This is a genomic window from Nocardioides convexus (assembly GCF_011090295.1).
Genome location: NZ_JAAMYA010000001.1, coordinates 364,380 through 379,063, shown reverse-complemented (window position 1 = coordinate 379,063; position 14,684 = coordinate 364,380). Strand labels below are relative to the sequence as shown.

The window sequence follows — 14,684 nt, the reverse complement described above, 5'->3', positions numbered from 1 at the left end:
AGCCTTGGCCGTGGTGGCGCCGTAGTTGGGCACACCCATGATCGCGTCGAACGCCGGCACCAGCGAGGTGTGGATGCGCAGCGCCTCGGCGTGGTCGCCCGCGTGGAAGGCGTCGATCATCGCGCGGAGCCTGGTTGCCGCAGACGTGGCCCGCGACGGAGACGACGCCCGCGGCGCCGTAGGCGAGGTAGCCCAGGGTGTTGATGTCGTCGCCGGAGTAGACCGCGAAGCCGAGGTCGACCAGGCCTGGGCGGTGCGGGCCAGGTCGCCGGTGGCGTCCTTGACGGCGGTGATCTTGTCCCAGGTCGCCGACTCGCGGTAGGTCTCTAGCGCGATCTTGGTGGCGGTCCGGCCCGGCACGTCGTAGGCCATGATCGGCAGGTCGGTGGCGTCGGCGACCAAGCGGAAGTGTTGCAGGACCCCGCCCTGGCTGGGCTTGTTGTAGTACGGCGTGACGAGCAGCAGCGCATCGGCGCCGGCCTTCGCGGCCTGCTGGGCCAGGCTCGACGGAGTGCCGGGTGTCGTTGGTGCCGACACCGGCGACGATCGCCGCCCGGTCGCCGACCGCGTCCTTGACGGCAGCCAGCGTCTCGCCGTCCTCGGCACCGGTGGTCGTGGGCGACTCACCGGTCGTGCCGGACACCACGATCCCGTCGTGGCCGTTGTCGACGAGGTGCTGGGCCACCTTCTGCACGCCGTCCAGGTCGACGGAGCCGTCCTCGTGGAGCGGCGTGACCATCGCGGTCAACACGGTGCCGAAGGGTGCAGAAGTCATGGCGCCCAGCCTATCGTCACAGGTGCGGCACGACCTCCGCCGCCACGAGGCGCAGGTGGTCGAGGTCACTGAGGTCGAGCACCTGGAGGTAGACCCGCTCGCTGCCCAGCGCCTCGAACCGCTTGATCTTCTCGACCACCTCGGCCGGCGTACCGGCCAGGCCGTTGGTGCGCAGGCTCGTCCACCTCGCGCCCGATCGCGGCGGCCCGGCGGGCGATCTCCGCCTCGTCCGCACCGACGCACAGGACGAGCGCGTTGGACCAGGTGATCTCGTCGGGGTCGCGGCGGATCTGCTCCGCGGCCTGCCGGACCCGGGCGAACTGCGCCGCCGTCGTCTCCTCGTCCGCGAACGGCAGGTTGAACTCGTCGGCGTAGGCCGCCGCGAGGGCCGGCGTCTTCTTCTTGCCCAGCCCGCCGACCAGGATCGGTACGCCGCCGCGGTGACCACGGCTCTGCACCGGCTTCGGCAGCGCCGGGCTGTCGGTGAGCCTGGTACTGGTCGCCGGCGAAGGTGTAGCGCTCCCCCACCGGCGTGGCCCACAGGCCGGTGACCAGGCTCGAGCCTGCTCGGCGTACCGCTCGAAGCGCTCCTTGGTGTCCGGGAACGGGATGCCGTAGGCCTCGTGCTCCTGGGTGAACCAGCCGGCACCGATGCCGAGCTCCACCCGGCCGCCGCTCATCTGGTCCACCTGCGCGACCTGGATCGCCAGCACGCCGGGGTGGCGGAAGGTCGCGCTCGTCATCATCGTGCCGAGCCGGATCGTGCTGGTCTCGCGCGCCAGGCCCGCCAGCGTGGTCCAGGCGTCGGTCGACCCGGGCAGCCCGTCCCCGCTCATGTGCAGGTAGTGGTCGCTGCGGAAGAAGGCGCCGAAGCCGAGCCTCTCGGCCTCGAGCGCGACGGCCAGCAGGTCGTCGTAGGTCGCACCCTGCTGCGGTTCGGTGAAGACGCGGAGCTCCATGGCCCCACCCTCTCAGGCAGCCGGTGACGCCGCGCCCTGCCATCCCTTGTCAGTTCCGGTCACGACGTGCTGACGGCGCGGTCGCGCTCGCCTAGGATCCGGCCACCGACTACGGAGGACGTCATGGGGACATTCCGGTGGTGCGCAGCCGCCCTGACCGCCGTTGCGCTGGTCCTGGGCTTCGCCCCCGCCCGGAGCGACGCCGCGGTGCGGCGGACCCTCTCACTGCAGGCGCCGACAGCCACCGCCACCGGAGCCGCGATGACCCTGCGCGGCACGCTCACCAGGACTCCGAAGGGCAGCCCGGTCGTGGTCCGCCGTGCGGCGGGGGCTCGCTGGGTCGTCGTCGCCAGGACCCGGACCACCACCGCCTCCGGCGGCTACGCGGTCTCGGTCCGCGCCCCCGGCACCGGAGCGACGTACCGCTTTCGCGCCGACGCGGCCGGCACCGCGACCCGCTCCGCCGCCGTCTCCCCGGTGCGCTCCGTCGTCGTCCGCGTCCCGGTCCGCGCCTCCCTCGCAGCCTCGAACCTGACCCCGGTCGAGGGCAGCGCCGTCTCCCTGTCCGGGCTGGTCTCGCCGTGGCTGGGCGGCACCCCGGTCGTGCTCCAGCAGCGCACCGGCACGGCGACCACCTGGTCCACCGTGCGCAGCCTCGTGCCGGACGCGACCGGCCGGTTCCGGCAGGCGGTCGTGCCGGCGTTCGCGAGACCCACCCACTACCGCGTCAGCGTAGGCGCCCGGGGCTACCGGACCGCCGCCGTGTCGGCGAGCGTGACGGTCTCGCCGGTGGCCCCGGGCCCCGCCGTCGTGACCGGCCTGACGATCTCCTCGACCGGGCGGCAGGTGTCGCTGCGTTGGAACAACCCCACCGGTACCCGGGCGGTCGCCGTACGACGCGCGGCGGGGAGCGTCCCGCCGACGACCGCGACCTCGGGCACGGCCGTGCCCACGAGCGGCGTGGTCACCACAGCGACGGACAGCACGGTCGAGCCGGGTGAGGCCTATGCCTACTCGGTGTTCGCCACCACTGACGCCGGCGCCTCACCGCCCGCCTCCGGCGCACGTCCTGGCCCCGACCTGGTCTCGAACGTGTGGACCTCCGCCGTCCCCGGCAAGGTCACCTTCCACTGGACCAACCCCGCGGGTGCCGCCCGCGTCATCATCGAGGTCCACGACACCGGCGGCGTGCCTCTCGGCCAGACGACGTCGCCGCCACCCGGCACCGACATCGGCAAGGCCGAGAGCCTACACGGTGGGCGGCCTGACCTCGCGCCAGCGGGTGTACCTCTGGATCTACACCCTCGACAGCGCGGGCGAGCTACCGCGACGTCACCGTGCACGGCGCAGAGGCGATCAACGGGACCGACACCCCGTCCGGCCCGGTCTCCGGGGTGTCCGCCGACGGGGCACCACACGCGGTGACCCTGCGCTGGACGAGCCCTGCGACGGCGCCCGGCTCGACGGTCGCCATCGCCCGCGCCGAGGGCACCACGGCCCCCGCCTCGCCGACCTCGGGCTGGGTCGTCGGCCGCACCTGGTCCACCGAGACCTTCACCGACGAGATGGTCGAGCCCGGCCGGACGTACAGTCTACGCCCTCTGGGCGGTCGACGACAGCGGCAACTACGCGACGCCCGTCACGACGACCGTGACCACCCCCGCGGGCACCCCGCCCGGACCGGTGACCGGCCTGACCGCCACTGCGCTGGCGCCCAGCGCGACCGAGCCCGGTGCGAGCGGCTTCCACCGGCAGCGCGTTCACGCTGCGCTGGACGAACCCGCCCGGCGCAGACTCCGTCGTGGTCTCCCGCGCCCGCGGCACCGCGCCGCCCGCGAAGCCGCTCGACCGCGGCGGATGGTCACTGCCGCTGCCGGTCACCACGATGCTCGACGACGACCTGGACGCCGACACCGACTACTCCTACGCCGTGTGGGCCGTCGGCCAGGACGGGAGGCTCCTCCCCCGTCGCCACGACCACGGTGCGCACCGATCCCAACCGGCCGCGGCCGGTGAGCGGCCGGGTCGTGGACGCGCGGTCGGGTCAGGCGCTCGCGGGGGTGCGGGTGACCCTCGGGTCCCATGACGACATCCCGCTGCAGGGCAGCCGGTCCTACCACGTGACCAGCGGCGCCGACGGTCGCTACGCCGTCGACCTGCCCGTCGGCCGCTACCAGGTGTGCGCACCCGGCGGCTCGTTCCCGGGCGGCAGCGCCCAGGGCTACGTGCCGTCGTGCGACGAGACTCGTCGTGACCAACGCCGCCACGACGTCGTACGACGTCGCGGTGGATCCCGCCGTCTCGGTCCGCGGTGTCGTGCGGGACGCCGACACGGGCGAGCCGGTCGCCGGCGCCCTGGTCTACGCCGGCGGGCGCCGGCCTCCCGAGCTCATCCCGACAGCCACCACGGCCGCGGACGGCGAGCTACCTGCTGACCGGGATCTCGGCGAAGCAGTACCCGCGGACGGAGCCTGGGAGCCGACCCCTCGCTGGTCACCAACGGTGCGCCCCAGGGCTACGAGCGCAGCGCCAACGTGACCGTCGCGACCGCCACGCCCGGTGAGATCGTCGAGCGTGACCTCACCGTCACGCCCCTGCGGGTGGTCACCCTCAGCGGCCGGGCCACCGCGGAGTCGAGCGGCGCCCCGGTGGCAGGCGTCGAGGTGCACGTCGTGCGGGAGAACGACCTGCGCGACGAGCGACCGCTCGCCACCACGGCCGCGGACGGGACGTGGTCGCTGACGACGGGCCTGCGCGCCGACGAGGGCGTCTGGGTGTGCTTCGACGCCGAGCGGCCGGGCAACCCCACCTCGGCGACCGGCTTCTCCAACCAGTGCATCGGAGGGGCGGACTTCGATCCGGCCCCACGCACCACCACCGCCGACCGGCGTGTGTTCGGGACCGCCACCGCGGTGTCGTCGTCCGGCCGGCTCGACATCGCTCTGCGCCCGACGAGGAGCGTCACCGGCCGGGTCCAGGACAGCGACGGCGTGCCGCTCGGCGGTGCCGTCGTCCTCGTGCGCAAGCCGTCCACGGAGATCACCTACTCCGCGACCACCGACGCCACCGGCCGCTACGCCGTCGCCGTGGGCATCCGCAGGTCCGTGTGGGACGGCATGGTCCGGATCTGCAGCGACCCGGACGCAGCCTACGGGCGGCGCTTCGTCGGGCGGGTACACGTCGTCGCCGTGCCAGGAGCGATCCATCACCTCCGGCGAGCCCCTGGTCGCCGACTTCACCGCGTCGCCGGCCGCCACACTCACCGGCAGCGTGCGCGAGAGCACCACCGGCAAGGCTGTCGCCGGACTGACCGTGAGCGTGGCGTCCACCACGAGGCCCGACGAGAGGATCGGATCCGCGGTGAGCACCGACGACGGCAGGCTTCCGGGCCCAGGGCCTCGTGCCCCGCGCGGACACGTCGTACCAGGCTGTGCACGAGCGGGCTGAACCTGCCGCAGACCTGCGTCCCGCTGACCGCCCTCGGGATCGCTCAGGCTGCGTACCGGGGAGAGCCACCACGCCGAGCCCCTGGCCGTCGTACCGCGGGGCTCCGTGTCCGGCGTCGTGACCGGCAGCGACACGGGCGAGCCGGTGGCGGGTGTGTGGGTCAACATCTCGGACAGCCTCGACGGCACCCGCGTCCTCACCGATGCCTCGGGCAGGTACTCCTTCACCCGCGTCACCCCCGGCCCGACCTGGGTGTCGACCAACGCCACCACGGTGGGCCCCCGCGGGTACCAGGCCTGGGGGCCGGCGAGCGACGGTCGTCGGCGGCGCCGACACCACGCTCGACCTCGTCGTGGAGCCGGCCGCCGCGCTGAAGGTCAAGGTCGTCACCCCCGACGGCCGGCCCGCCCCCGGCGTCCAGGTCCAGGCTCTTCGCCGGCGACGTCTCCCCGGAGTTCAGGACCGACGCGGACGGCGTGACCACCCTGAAGGGTCTCGTCGCGACCGACTACCCCGCCTTCGAGAAGGTCTGCGCCGGACTCGGCGGTGACGGTCCGGGCACCCATGCCGGCTACAGCGTCGGCTGCGGGTGGCGACCGACACTGGTCCCCGGACAGACCGCCACGACGACCGTCGTCGTGGGCCTGGACGCCTACTTCGGAGCCTGGGTCTACGACGCCACGACCGGCAAGCCGATCCCGGGACCGACAGTCAAGGTCACCCCGGCCAACGACCAGGGCGGCGCCTTGGTCTGGGGGACGGACCAGGGCTTCGGGTTCCCCGACCATGCGGTCTTCCCGCCCTCGATGGGCGCGACCGGCATGAATCCCCGCTTCCCTCGCTGGGACGAGGCCCGCATCTGTGTGGAGGCCGTGGGCTACCGCCCCGCGTGCTTCCGCGGCGGGTCCGCGGACGGCTCGTCGGGACCAGTCCTGCACAACCGCCCCGGACTGCGCACGGTCGCGACCTTCGCGCTCGAGCGCGCGACCTCGTCTCCCTGAATCTCTCCGAGCCCTACGAGGTCGCGCCGCCGCCGCAGGCGAGGACCCGCTCCCACCACACGATGGTGAAGCCCTCGCGCGGCTCGCGGCGCACCTCGCGCCAGCGCTTGCGGCTGAACTCCGGGTAGTGGGTGTCGCCCTCCGGGGAGAGCGGGATCTCGGAGAGGACCTGCTCGTCGGCGTACGGCAGCGCGGCGTCGTAGACGGCAGCACCGCCGCCGATCATCACCTGCCGGTCGGCCGGCTGCTCACGCAGCAGGCTCGTCGGCCAGGTCCAGCGCGTGGGTGATCGAGTGCGCGACGTGGACGCCCTCGGCGGACCAGTCGGTGTCGCGGGTGAGCACGACGGTGGTCCGGCCCGGCAGCGGCCGGCCGATGCCCTCGTGGGTGGTGCGGCCCATGACGAGCACGTGGCCGGTCGTGGTCGCCTTGAAGTGGGCGAAGTCCTCGGAGATCTTCCACGGGATGTCGGCGTCGGCGCCGATGACGCCGTTCTCGGCGACGGCGGCCACCATCGTGACCCGCCGCCCGGCAGGAGTCGTCATACCGCGATCGGGGCCTTGATCGCGGGGTGCGGGTCGTAGCCCTCGACCGCGATGTCCTCCAGGTCGAAGGCGTCGATCTCGGTGATGGCCGGGTTCAGCACCAGCCGCGGCAGCGGGCGCGGCTCGCGGGTGAGCCTGGAGGTGCGCCTGCTCGAGGTGGTTGGAGTACAGGTGCGCGTCGCCGAGGGTGTGCACGAAGTCGCCGACGCCGAGACCGGCGACCTGGGCGACCATGTGCGTCAGCAGGGCGTACGACGCGATGTTGAACGGCACGCCGAGGAAGACGTCCGCCGAGCGCTGGTAGAGTCGGCGACTGAGCCTCCCGTCCGCGACGTAGAACTGGAAGAGGCTGTGGCACGGCGGCAGCGCCATGTCGTCGACCTGGCTGGGGTTCCACGCGGAGACGACGTGCCGGCGGCTGTCGGGGTTCTCCCGGACCTGGCGGATCACCTGGGCGAGCCTGGTCGATGTGCCCGCCGTCGGGCGTCGGCCAGGAGCGCCACTGCGCGCCGTAGACCGGGCCGAGGTCGCCGTTCTCGTCGGCCCACTCGTCCCAGATCGTGATGCCCCGGTCCTGCAGCCACTTCACGTTGGTGTCGCCGCGCAGGAACCACAGCAGGCTCGCCGAACACCGAGCGGGTGTGGACCTTCTTCGTGGTGACCAGCGGGAAGCCCTCGGTCAGGTCGAAGCGCATCTGGTGGCCGAAGACGCTCAGCGTCCCGGTGCCGGTCCGGTCGCCCTTCTCGGTGCCCTCGTCGAGGATCCGCTGGACGAGGTCGAGGTACTGGCGCACGCCCCCAGCCTAGTTCGCGACCGGCCTCAGAGGGTGACCCGTCCGGAGATGGTCGAGAGCGTGTCCCCGCCCACCCAGATCGTGCCGTCCTCGGCGGTCTCGACGTGGATCCGGCCGCGGCGCCCGATCGCCGTGCCCTGCGCGGCGACGTACGACGCCGGGAGCACGTCACCGGCCAGCCACTGCGCCAGCGAGGCGTTGAGCGAGCCGGTCACCGGGTCCTCGGTGATGCCGGCGGCGTGCGGCACGAAGGCACGGACCTCGGCGGCGCACTCGGCGCCCTCGGGGTGCGGGCCGACGACGCCGACATCGACCGGCAGGCTCGCCGTACGACGGCTCGAGGGCGAGCACCGCCGCGGCGGACTCCATCCGCACACCCACCCAGCCCGGGCCGTTGTCGGCCCAGGCGACGTCGAGCACGTCGTCACGCTCGATGCCGAGCGCGGAGACGATCCGCCGGACCAGGCTCCTCCTCGACCGGGCCGGAGCGGATCAGGTCGGGCGCCGCGAACGCCAGCCGGCCACCGTCACGGCGCAGGCTCGACGAGCCCGACGCCGCACTCCTGGACCAGCCGCTCCCCCGCCGGTACGCCGCCCGCCTCCAGCCACGCGTGCGCGGAACCGAGGGTGGGGTGACCGGCGAACGGCAGACTCGGTCTCGGTGGTGAAGATCCGCAACCGGTAGTCCGCCGCGGGGTCCTCCGGCGCGAGCAGGAAGGTGGTCTCGCTGAGGTTGGTCCAGCGGGCGAAGGCCTGCATCTGCTCGTCGCTGAGGCCGTCGGCGTCGTGCACCACCGCCACCGGGTTGCCGAGCAGCGGCTCGGCGGTGAAGACGTCGACCTGCCGGAAGGCCCGGGCCTCGCCGGTGCCGCTCATGCGCTGAGCGACATCGGGCCGTAGACCTCGCGGTCGGACTCGAAGAGGGTCACCTGGGCCACCCCGGCGTCGGCGAGCTCGTGCCAGATCTCACCGACCCAGGACTCCGCGTCGCCCTGGCTCGGGAAGGTCTGGCCAGCGAGCCTCTCCGGTGACCGCGACCTCGGCACCGGAGGCGTCCTCGAGGCGCCAGTGCCAGGGCTGCTCGCTGGAGGGACGGAAGGTGGACGGCGACGGCTGCTCGGGGAGGTTCACCGCTCAAGCCTCCCGCACCGACGGCTGGACGAATGGCGGCTTGGTCACCTGGAACACCTCGGGCCGGCCTCGCACGTCGACGGTGACCTCTCCGTCGTCGGCGACGGTGGCCGCGACGAGCGCGAGGGCGATGCCCTTCTTGAGCGTCGGGGAGAAGGTCCCGGACGTCACCTCGCCGAGAGGCACGTCGCGCAGCAGCCGCACGCTCATGTGCGGGCGCGGGATCGCGCGCCCGGTCGAGACCAGACCCACCAGGCTTTGCGGCGCGAGCCGGCCTCCTTCTCGGCGAGCAGACTTGTCGCGGCCCCAGAAGGCCGGCTTCTTCCAGCCGACGGCCCAGCCGAGGCGCGCCTCGACCGGGTTGACCTCGGGGCCGATGTCCTGCCCGTGCAGCGGGTAGCCCATCTCGGTGCGCAGCGTGTCCCGGGCGCCCAGGCCGGCCGGCACGAGGCCGAACGCCGCGCCCTTCTCCATCAGCGCGTCCCACAGCGCCGGGGCCAGGCCGCTCGGCGCGATCGACTCGTAGCCGCGCTCCCCGGTGTAGCCGGTGCGGCACACGATGATCGTCGCGTCGGGGTCGGGGTCACCGTCGCCGGCCTCCCAGGGCGCCTCGACGAAGGTGAGGTACTCGTGCCCGACGGGCAGGCCCACGGCCGCCACCACGTCGTCGGACCTGGCGCCCTGCACGGCCAGGACGACGTAGTCGCGGTGGTGGTCGACGACCTCGACGCCCTCGGGCGCGGCAGCCACCAGGCGGCGTCGTACCTCCTCGTTGTTGGAGGCGTTCGGCACCACCAGCACGTGCTCGTCGTCGCGGTAGTAGGTGAAGACGTCGTCGACGATCCCGCCCGTGGCGTCGTCCACGACGAGGCTGTACTGCGCCTTGCCGGGCCCGATCCGGTGCAGGTCGTTGGTCAGCGTGGAGTTGAGGAAGTCCACCGCACCGGGGCCGCGGACCACGAGCCTTGCCGAGGTGGCTGACGTCGAAGATGCCGACGCCGTCGCGGACCGCGGTGTGCTCCTTGACCACGCCGGTGGGGTACTCCAGCGGCATCAGCCAGCCGCCGAACTCGGAGAACTTGGCGCCGAGTGCCTCGTGCCGGTCGTGGAGCGGGGACTGCAGGGGGGTCGCGTCGGCCATGGTCGGCAATCTATCGCCCGATCGTCCGGATATCGTCTCTCCGGTGACGACCTTCGCGCTCCGCACCGCCAGCCCCGCCAAGACCAAGGCAGAAGCCGTCGTGGTCGGCGTGCTGGGCGACGGCACGCTCGCGCCGGGCGGCGAGGCGGTGGCCGAGGCCTACGGGCGCAAGGCTGCCCGGCCTGCTCGCCACGCTGGGCGCCCAGGGCCGGCCCGGCGAGGTCGCCAAGGTGCCGACGAACAAGGTGATCGCCTCCCCGCTGCTCGTCCTGGTCGGCCTGGGCGAGGAGGTGACCCCGGACGCCGTACGACGCGCCGCGGGCAACGCGGCCCGCGCGGTCACCAACGCCGCCTCCGTCGCGCTCGCGCTGCCCGCCGACTCCCCCGCGCTGGTGCGGGCCGTGGTCGAGGGCTGGGGCCTGGGCGGGTACTCCTTCACGACGTACAAGAGCAAGCCCGGCACGCCCACCGCGCCGGCCGAGGTCGTGCTGCTCACCCCAGCCGCGCGCCGGGCGGACGTCGCCGCCGCGGTCGAGCCGGCCCAGGTCGTCGTGGACGGCATCGCCGCCGCCCGGGACTGGGTCAACACCCCGCCCGGCGACCTCACGCCGCCGGCCTTCGCCGACGCCATCGGCGCCGCCGTCAAGGCCGCCAACAAGGAGGCTCGCCGGCCGGTGGCCGGATCAAGGTCGACGTGCTCGACGAGCAGCGTCTCGACGAGCTCGGCTGTGGCGGCCTGCTCGCGGTCGGGTCCGGCTCGGCCGCGCCGCCGCGCCTGGTCGAGCCTGACCTACGCACCCAAGGACGCCGTGGCGCACGTCGCGCTGGTCGGCAAGGGCATCACCTTCGACTCCGGTGGGCTGTGGATCAAGCCCGCAGCCAGCATGGCCACGATGAAGGAGGACATGGCCGGCGCCGCGGCCGTCGTCCAGGCGACCATCGCCGCAGCCCGCCTCGGGCTGCCCGTCCGGGTCTCCGCCTTCGCGGCGCTCGCCGAGAACATGGTCGGCGCGGCCTCCATGCGCCCGGGCGACGTGCTGACGACGTACGCCGGCACCACCGTCGAGGTCACCAACACCGACGCCGAGGGCCGCCTGGTCCTGGCCGACGCCCTGGGGCGCGCGGTCGAGCGCGCGCCGGACGTCCTCGTCGACATCGCCACCCTGACCGGGCACATGGTGCTCGCCCTGGGCGACAAGATGGCCGGCGTGCTCGGCGACGACGCCGTCGTCGCCGAGGTGCTCGCCGCCGGCGAGGCGGCGGGCGAGGACGCCTGGCCGATGCCGATCCCGGAGTTCTACGACGAGCGGATCCGCAGCAGCAAGGTCGCCGACCTCGCCCAGTACGACGGCATCCGCTGGGGTGGCGGGATCTTCGCCGCGGCCTTCCTGCGCGAGTTCACCGGCGGGCTGCCGTGGGCGCACCTGGACATCGCGGGGCCGACCTTCAACAAGGGCGGCGCGAACGGGCACCTCGCGAGCGGGGCGACCGGCTACGGCGTGGCCACCCTCGTCGAGGTGCTCAGGGCTCGCGCCGCGCCTGCTCCTTCTGAGCCTTCCTGACCCGGGAGTTGTAGTCGCGCATCCGCTGCGGGACGCCGACCACCGCGGCGTCGTACGACGGGACCTGGTGGCGGTTGCAGAAGTCGTGGGCCCACTTCACCGACGGCACCCGGCGCCGGGTCCACTCGCCGTCGTGGGCGACGAGGAGCAGCGTGATCTCGCTGACCGCCGTCCGCGGCTCGACGAAGCCCTCCACCCCACGGCGCTCCTGGACCCAGGTGCGCAGGTGCTCCTCGTCGCCCCGCTCCGAGGCACGCACCCGCGTCGAACCCGTGCGCGCAGCGTCCTTGGCGGGGTTACTGGTGCGTACCCTCGAGCCGCCTCGGAACCGGTCGAACAAAGCCATGGGGACAGTTTGCCCGATCTCTGGGTGACCTGTTGCGACTTGGTTCACCCGTGGTGCAAGGATGGCTCCCATGGCGACCGAAGTCACTCTTCCCGCACTCGGTGAATCCGTCACCGAGGGCACTGTCACCCGCTGGCTCAAGCAGGTCGGCGACCAGATCGCGATCGACGAGCCGTTGCTCGAGGTCAGCACCGACAAGGTGGACACGGAGATCCCGTCTCCCGTTGCCGGAACGCTGATCGAGATCCGCGCCAACGAGGACGACACCGTCGAGATCGGCGCCGTGCTGGCTGTCGTCGGCGAGGCCGGCGAGGGTGGCGGCGACGCGCCCGCGCCCGCCGAGGAGGCGCCCGCGCAGGAGGCCCCGGCCGCCGAGGCTCCTGCTCAGGAGGCTCCCGCCGCCGAGGCCGCACCCGCCCCGGCCGCCCCCGAGGCCCCGTCGGCTCCCGAGGCACCGGCCCCCGCGGCCGCGTCCGGAGGCGCCACCAGCGGAACGCCGGTCACCCTCCCCGCGCTCGGAGAGTCCGTGACCGAGGGCACCGTGACCCGCTGGCTCAAGCAGGTCGGCGACGAGGTCGCCGTCGACGAGCCCCTGCTCGAGGTGAGCACCGACAAGGTCGACACCGAGATCCCCTCGCCGGTCGCCGGCACCCTGCTGGAGATCAAGGCCGCCGAGGACGAGACCGTCGAGATCGGCGCCGAGCTCGCCATCGTCGGCTCCGGCACCCCCGCCGCCGCCCCGGCCCCCGAGCCCGAGCCGACGCCGGAGCCCGAGGCGAAGCCCGAGCCGACGCCGGAGCCCGAGGCGAAGCCCGAGCCCACCCCAACGCCCGAGGCGAAGCCTGAGCCGGCCCCGGCCGCTCCGGCTCCCGCCGCGAGCTCCGCGCCGACCCCGTCGCCGGCCGTCGCCGAGGCCGCTGCTGCCAGCGTCGCCGACGAGGGCCCGGGCTACGTCACTCCCCTGGTCCGCAAGCTCGCCGCCCAGCACGGTGTCGACCTGGCCCAGGTGAAGGGCTCCGGCGTCGGTGGCCGGATCCGCAAGCAGGACGTCCTCGACGCCGCCGCGGCCAAGTCCGCCGCTCCGGCTGCCGCGGCCGCCTCGGCTCCCGCTGCCTCCACGCCGGCCGCCTCGGGCGGTGCGACGGGTGGCTCCCCGTCGCCGCTGCGCGGGCAGACGGTCAAGGTCACCCGGCTGCGCAAGATCATCGCCGAGCGGATGGTCGAGTCGCTGCACGTCTCGGCCCAGGCCTGACCCAGGTGGTCGAGGTCGACGTCACGAACATCGCCCGGCTGCGGGAGAGCGTGAAGGAGGAGTTCCTGGCGCGCGAGGGCGTGAAGTCTGTCGTACCTGCCCTTCTTCACCAAGGCCGCCATCGACACCCTCAAGCACCACCCGGCGCTCAACGCGACGCTGGACCTCGAGGCCGGCGAGATCACCTACTACGACCGCGAGAACGTCGCCTTCGCCGTCGACACCGAGAAGGGCCTGCTCACGCCGGTCGTCAAGGACGCCGGTGACCTCGCCATCTCCGGCCTCGCCAAGAAGATCGCCGACGTCGCCGAGCGGACCCGGACCAACAAGATCGGGCCCGACGAGGCTCTCCGGCGGCACCTTCACCATCACCAACCTCGGCAGGCTTCGGCGCGCTGTGGGACACCCCGATCATCAACCAGCCGCAGGTCGCCATCCTCGGCCCCGGTGCCGTGGTCAAGCGTCCCGTGGTGATCGACGACGACGACCTGGGCGAGACGATCGCGGTGCGCCACATGGTCTACCTGGCACTGACCTACGACCACCGCGTGGTCGACGGTGCCGACGCCGGCCGCTTCCTGCGCGACCTCAAGAAGCGCCTGGAGTCCGGCCAGTTCGAGGTCTGACCCCGGACGTCCGACGCACGAAGGCCCCTGCCGCTCGGCAGGGGCCTTCGTCGTCTGCGCGGTCCCTCAGCGGGTGGTCTGCCGCATCGTCACCCCGAAGCCGGTACGGACCCGCTGCCCGCCCACCTCGACGACCGAGGACCCCTCGAGGCTCGACTCCGACGACACCGGCATCACGAACCCGCTGCGCCCGGTCAGCGTTCCCGTGCCGGTCGCGGAGCCCTTGACGATGGACCCACCGCCGGCGGCCGTGCCCGGGTGGGTGCGCTGCTGCACGGACAGACTTCAACGTGTAGCCGTCGTCGCGCAGCCTGCGTCAGGCTCGTACGTCGTGGTGATCGTCGAGGTCGTCCCCGACAGCCGCAGCGTGCTGACCGCGCGCCACCGTGCCCCTACGCCGACCGCCTCGGCCGGAAGGGGGGACGGTCATCCCGATCGCCTGGCTCGCGAAGGTGTCGGTCATCCGCGCCACCACTGCAGGCGCACCGTCCGGGAGCTCGATCTTCGAGGAGGTCACCGCGCCGTCGCGGCCGGACTCCAGGCGCATCGTGGTGCCCTCGACCTGCCCGAGCGTCTGCTCGAGGGTCGCGGCCAGGGCCTGGGGCAGCCTCGCCGCGTCGACCGTCGGCCTGCCGAGCACCGCCGCGAAGGCGTAGCCGTCGTCGTCGGCCCGGGTCACGGTCGTGGTGACCGGCGTGGCGAACGGCACCTCGACCTTGCCGACCGGTCCCATCTCCATCCGCATCACCATCTCGACCGTGCTGGTCTCGCGGTGCCCCTGCGCGAGCCTCCAGGCGGAGCAGCCGCCGCGGGCCGGTACCGGTCCCGAGCACCTCGATCCGCGGCGCGGTGGCTGCCGACGCGCTCGCGCTTCCGCTCCCGCTCGCCGTGGCCGAGCCGGAGGCGGCATCACCGCTCGGCGCGGTGGAACCTCCACCCGTCGCGCCCGGGCTCTCGCGGACCGGCCGCGAGCCCTGCTGCGGCTCCTTGTCGTCGTTGCAGCCCGCCAGGGCCAGCAGCGCGACGGTGGCGAGCGCGACCGCGGCGGTACGGCGCGGGCGACGACGTGCGTCGTTCATGGATCTCCCTCCAGAGGTTGCGCACA

The 14,684-nt window shown here is 73.4% G+C and carries 18 protein-coding genes and 3 pseudogenes; 7 read left to right on the top strand and 14 right to left on the bottom strand.

From position 1 onward, the window contains the following. Positions 1–565 precede the first annotated feature (565 nt). Positions 566–739 (bottom strand): annotated as a pseudogene (locus tag G5V59_RS02795) (dihydrodipicolinate synthase family protein); the annotation flags it as partial. Between the two features lie 101 nt (positions 740–840). Then, on the bottom strand, positions 841–1,734 hold the full coding sequence (locus G5V59_RS02790) for an LLM class F420-dependent oxidoreductase (protein ID WP_278255511.1): 894 nt from the start codon (positions 1,732–1,734) through the stop codon (positions 841–843). A gap of 123 nt (positions 1,735–1,857) precedes the next feature. Here G5V59_RS02790 and G5V59_RS02785 point away from each other — a divergent pair, with 123 nt between their 5' ends. From G5V59_RS02785 to G5V59_RS02765, 5 genes are all read left to right on the top strand, one after another. Then, positions 1,858–3,159 carry a hypothetical protein gene (locus G5V59_RS02785; protein ID WP_278255510.1) on the top strand — a complete coding sequence of 434 codons (1,302 nt, stop codon included), beginning with the start codon at positions 1,858–1,860 and terminating at the stop codon, positions 3,157–3,159. Then, complete coding sequence (locus G5V59_RS02780; RefSeq protein WP_278255509.1) at positions 3,072–4,169, top strand: carboxypeptidase-like regulatory domain-containing protein; 1,098 nt, start codon at positions 3,072–3,074, stop codon at positions 4,167–4,169. Before G5V59_RS02785 ends, G5V59_RS02780 begins: the two co-directional genes overlap by 88 nt. A 99-nt stretch (positions 4,170–4,268) precedes the next feature. After that, the gene (locus G5V59_RS02775; RefSeq protein ID WP_278255508.1) at positions 4,269–5,555 is read left to right on the top strand and encodes a carboxypeptidase-like regulatory domain-containing protein; all 1,287 of its coding nucleotides are present in this window, start codon (positions 4,269–4,271) and stop codon (positions 5,553–5,555) included. Beyond that, complete coding sequence (locus G5V59_RS02770; protein WP_278255507.1) at positions 5,534–5,731, top strand: hypothetical protein; 198 nt, start codon at positions 5,534–5,536, stop codon at positions 5,729–5,731. Before G5V59_RS02775 ends, G5V59_RS02770 begins: the two co-directional genes overlap by 22 nt. Further along, positions 5,658–6,182 carry a hypothetical protein gene (locus G5V59_RS02765; RefSeq protein WP_278255506.1) on the top strand — a complete coding sequence of 175 codons (525 nt, stop codon included), beginning with the start codon at positions 5,658–5,660 and terminating at the stop codon, positions 6,180–6,182. The genes G5V59_RS02770 and G5V59_RS02765 overlap by 74 nt, the downstream gene beginning before the upstream one ends. A 13-nt stretch (positions 6,183–6,195) precedes the next feature. Here the strand turns inward: G5V59_RS02765 and G5V59_RS02760 are convergent, their stop codons facing one another. From G5V59_RS02760 to G5V59_RS02720, 8 genes and pseudogenes are all read right to left on the bottom strand, one after another. Next, entirely contained in the window at positions 6,196–6,408 is a 213-nt protein-coding gene (locus G5V59_RS02760) for a dihydrofolate reductase (protein WP_278259599.1), read from the bottom strand. A gap of 22 nt (positions 6,409–6,430) precedes the next feature. Next, positions 6,431–6,697: a dihydrofolate reductase gene (locus tag G5V59_RS02755; protein WP_278255505.1), complete on the bottom strand. Its 267-nt coding sequence runs from the start codon at positions 6,695–6,697 to the stop codon at positions 6,431–6,433. 26 nt (positions 6,698–6,723) lie between these two features. Next, positions 6,724–7,521: pseudogene (locus G5V59_RS02750) on the bottom strand (thymidylate synthase). 26 nt (positions 7,522–7,547) lie between these two features. Beyond that, complete coding sequence (locus G5V59_RS02745; RefSeq protein WP_278259598.1) at positions 7,548–7,769, bottom strand: PhzF family phenazine biosynthesis protein; 222 nt, start codon at positions 7,767–7,769, stop codon at positions 7,548–7,550. Further along, positions 7,690–7,941 (bottom strand): hypothetical protein, encoded by a 252-nt coding sequence (locus G5V59_RS02740; RefSeq protein WP_278260265.1) that lies wholly within the window; start codon positions 7,939–7,941, stop codon positions 7,690–7,692. The genes G5V59_RS02745 and G5V59_RS02740 overlap by 80 nt, the downstream gene beginning before the upstream one ends. Positions 7,942–8,013: 72 nt before the next feature. Beyond that, entirely contained in the window at positions 8,014–8,397 is a 384-nt protein-coding gene (locus G5V59_RS35525; protein ID WP_341350823.1) for a PhzF family phenazine biosynthesis isomerase, read from the bottom strand. Then, entirely contained in the window at positions 8,394–8,567 is a 174-nt protein-coding gene (locus tag G5V59_RS02725) for a hypothetical protein (RefSeq protein WP_278255504.1), read from the bottom strand. Before G5V59_RS02725 ends, G5V59_RS35525 begins: the two co-directional genes overlap by 4 nt. An 88-nt stretch (positions 8,568–8,655) precedes the next feature. Continuing rightward, positions 8,656–9,591, bottom strand: coding sequence for a glycine cleavage T C-terminal barrel domain-containing protein (locus tag G5V59_RS02720; protein WP_341350822.1), 936 nt, complete (start codon positions 9,589–9,591; stop codon positions 8,656–8,658). Positions 9,592–9,966: 375 nt separating this feature from the next. On the opposite strand from G5V59_RS02720, the gene G5V59_RS02715 reads away from it, so the two are divergent. Continuing rightward, positions 9,967–11,355, top strand: a complete 1,389-nt coding sequence (locus tag G5V59_RS02715) for a leucyl aminopeptidase (RefSeq protein ID WP_341351119.1) — start codon at positions 9,967–9,969, stop codon at positions 11,353–11,355. Here the strand turns inward: G5V59_RS02715 and G5V59_RS02710 are convergent. After that, the gene (locus tag G5V59_RS02710; RefSeq protein ID WP_278255503.1) at positions 11,315–11,614 is read right to left on the bottom strand and encodes a hypothetical protein; all 300 of its coding nucleotides are present in this window, start codon (positions 11,612–11,614) and stop codon (positions 11,315–11,317) included. The genes G5V59_RS02715 and G5V59_RS02710 overlap by 41 nt on opposite strands. A 157-nt stretch (positions 11,615–11,771) precedes the next feature. Between G5V59_RS02710 and sucB the strand changes: the two are divergent. Beyond that, positions 11,772–13,579 (top strand): annotated as a pseudogene (gene sucB / locus G5V59_RS02705) (2-oxoglutarate dehydrogenase, E2 component, dihydrolipoamide succinyltransferase). A 66-nt stretch (positions 13,580–13,645) separates the two neighbouring features. Here sucB and G5V59_RS02700 read toward each other — a convergent pair. From G5V59_RS02700 to G5V59_RS02690, 3 genes are read right to left on the bottom strand one after another with little or no spacing between them, the layout of a single operon-like run. After that, complete coding sequence (locus tag G5V59_RS02700; protein WP_278255502.1) at positions 13,646–13,855, bottom strand: hypothetical protein; 210 nt, start codon at positions 13,853–13,855, stop codon at positions 13,646–13,648. Positions 13,856–13,895: 40 nt separating this feature from the next. Further along, entirely contained in the window at positions 13,896–14,492 is a 597-nt protein-coding gene (locus G5V59_RS02695; protein WP_278255501.1) for a hypothetical protein, read from the bottom strand. Beyond that, complete coding sequence (locus G5V59_RS02690) at positions 14,489–14,683, bottom strand: hypothetical protein (RefSeq protein WP_278255500.1); 195 nt, start codon at positions 14,681–14,683, stop codon at positions 14,489–14,491. Before G5V59_RS02690 ends, G5V59_RS02695 begins: the two co-directional genes overlap by 4 nt. Position 14,684: the final 1 nt, after the last annotated feature.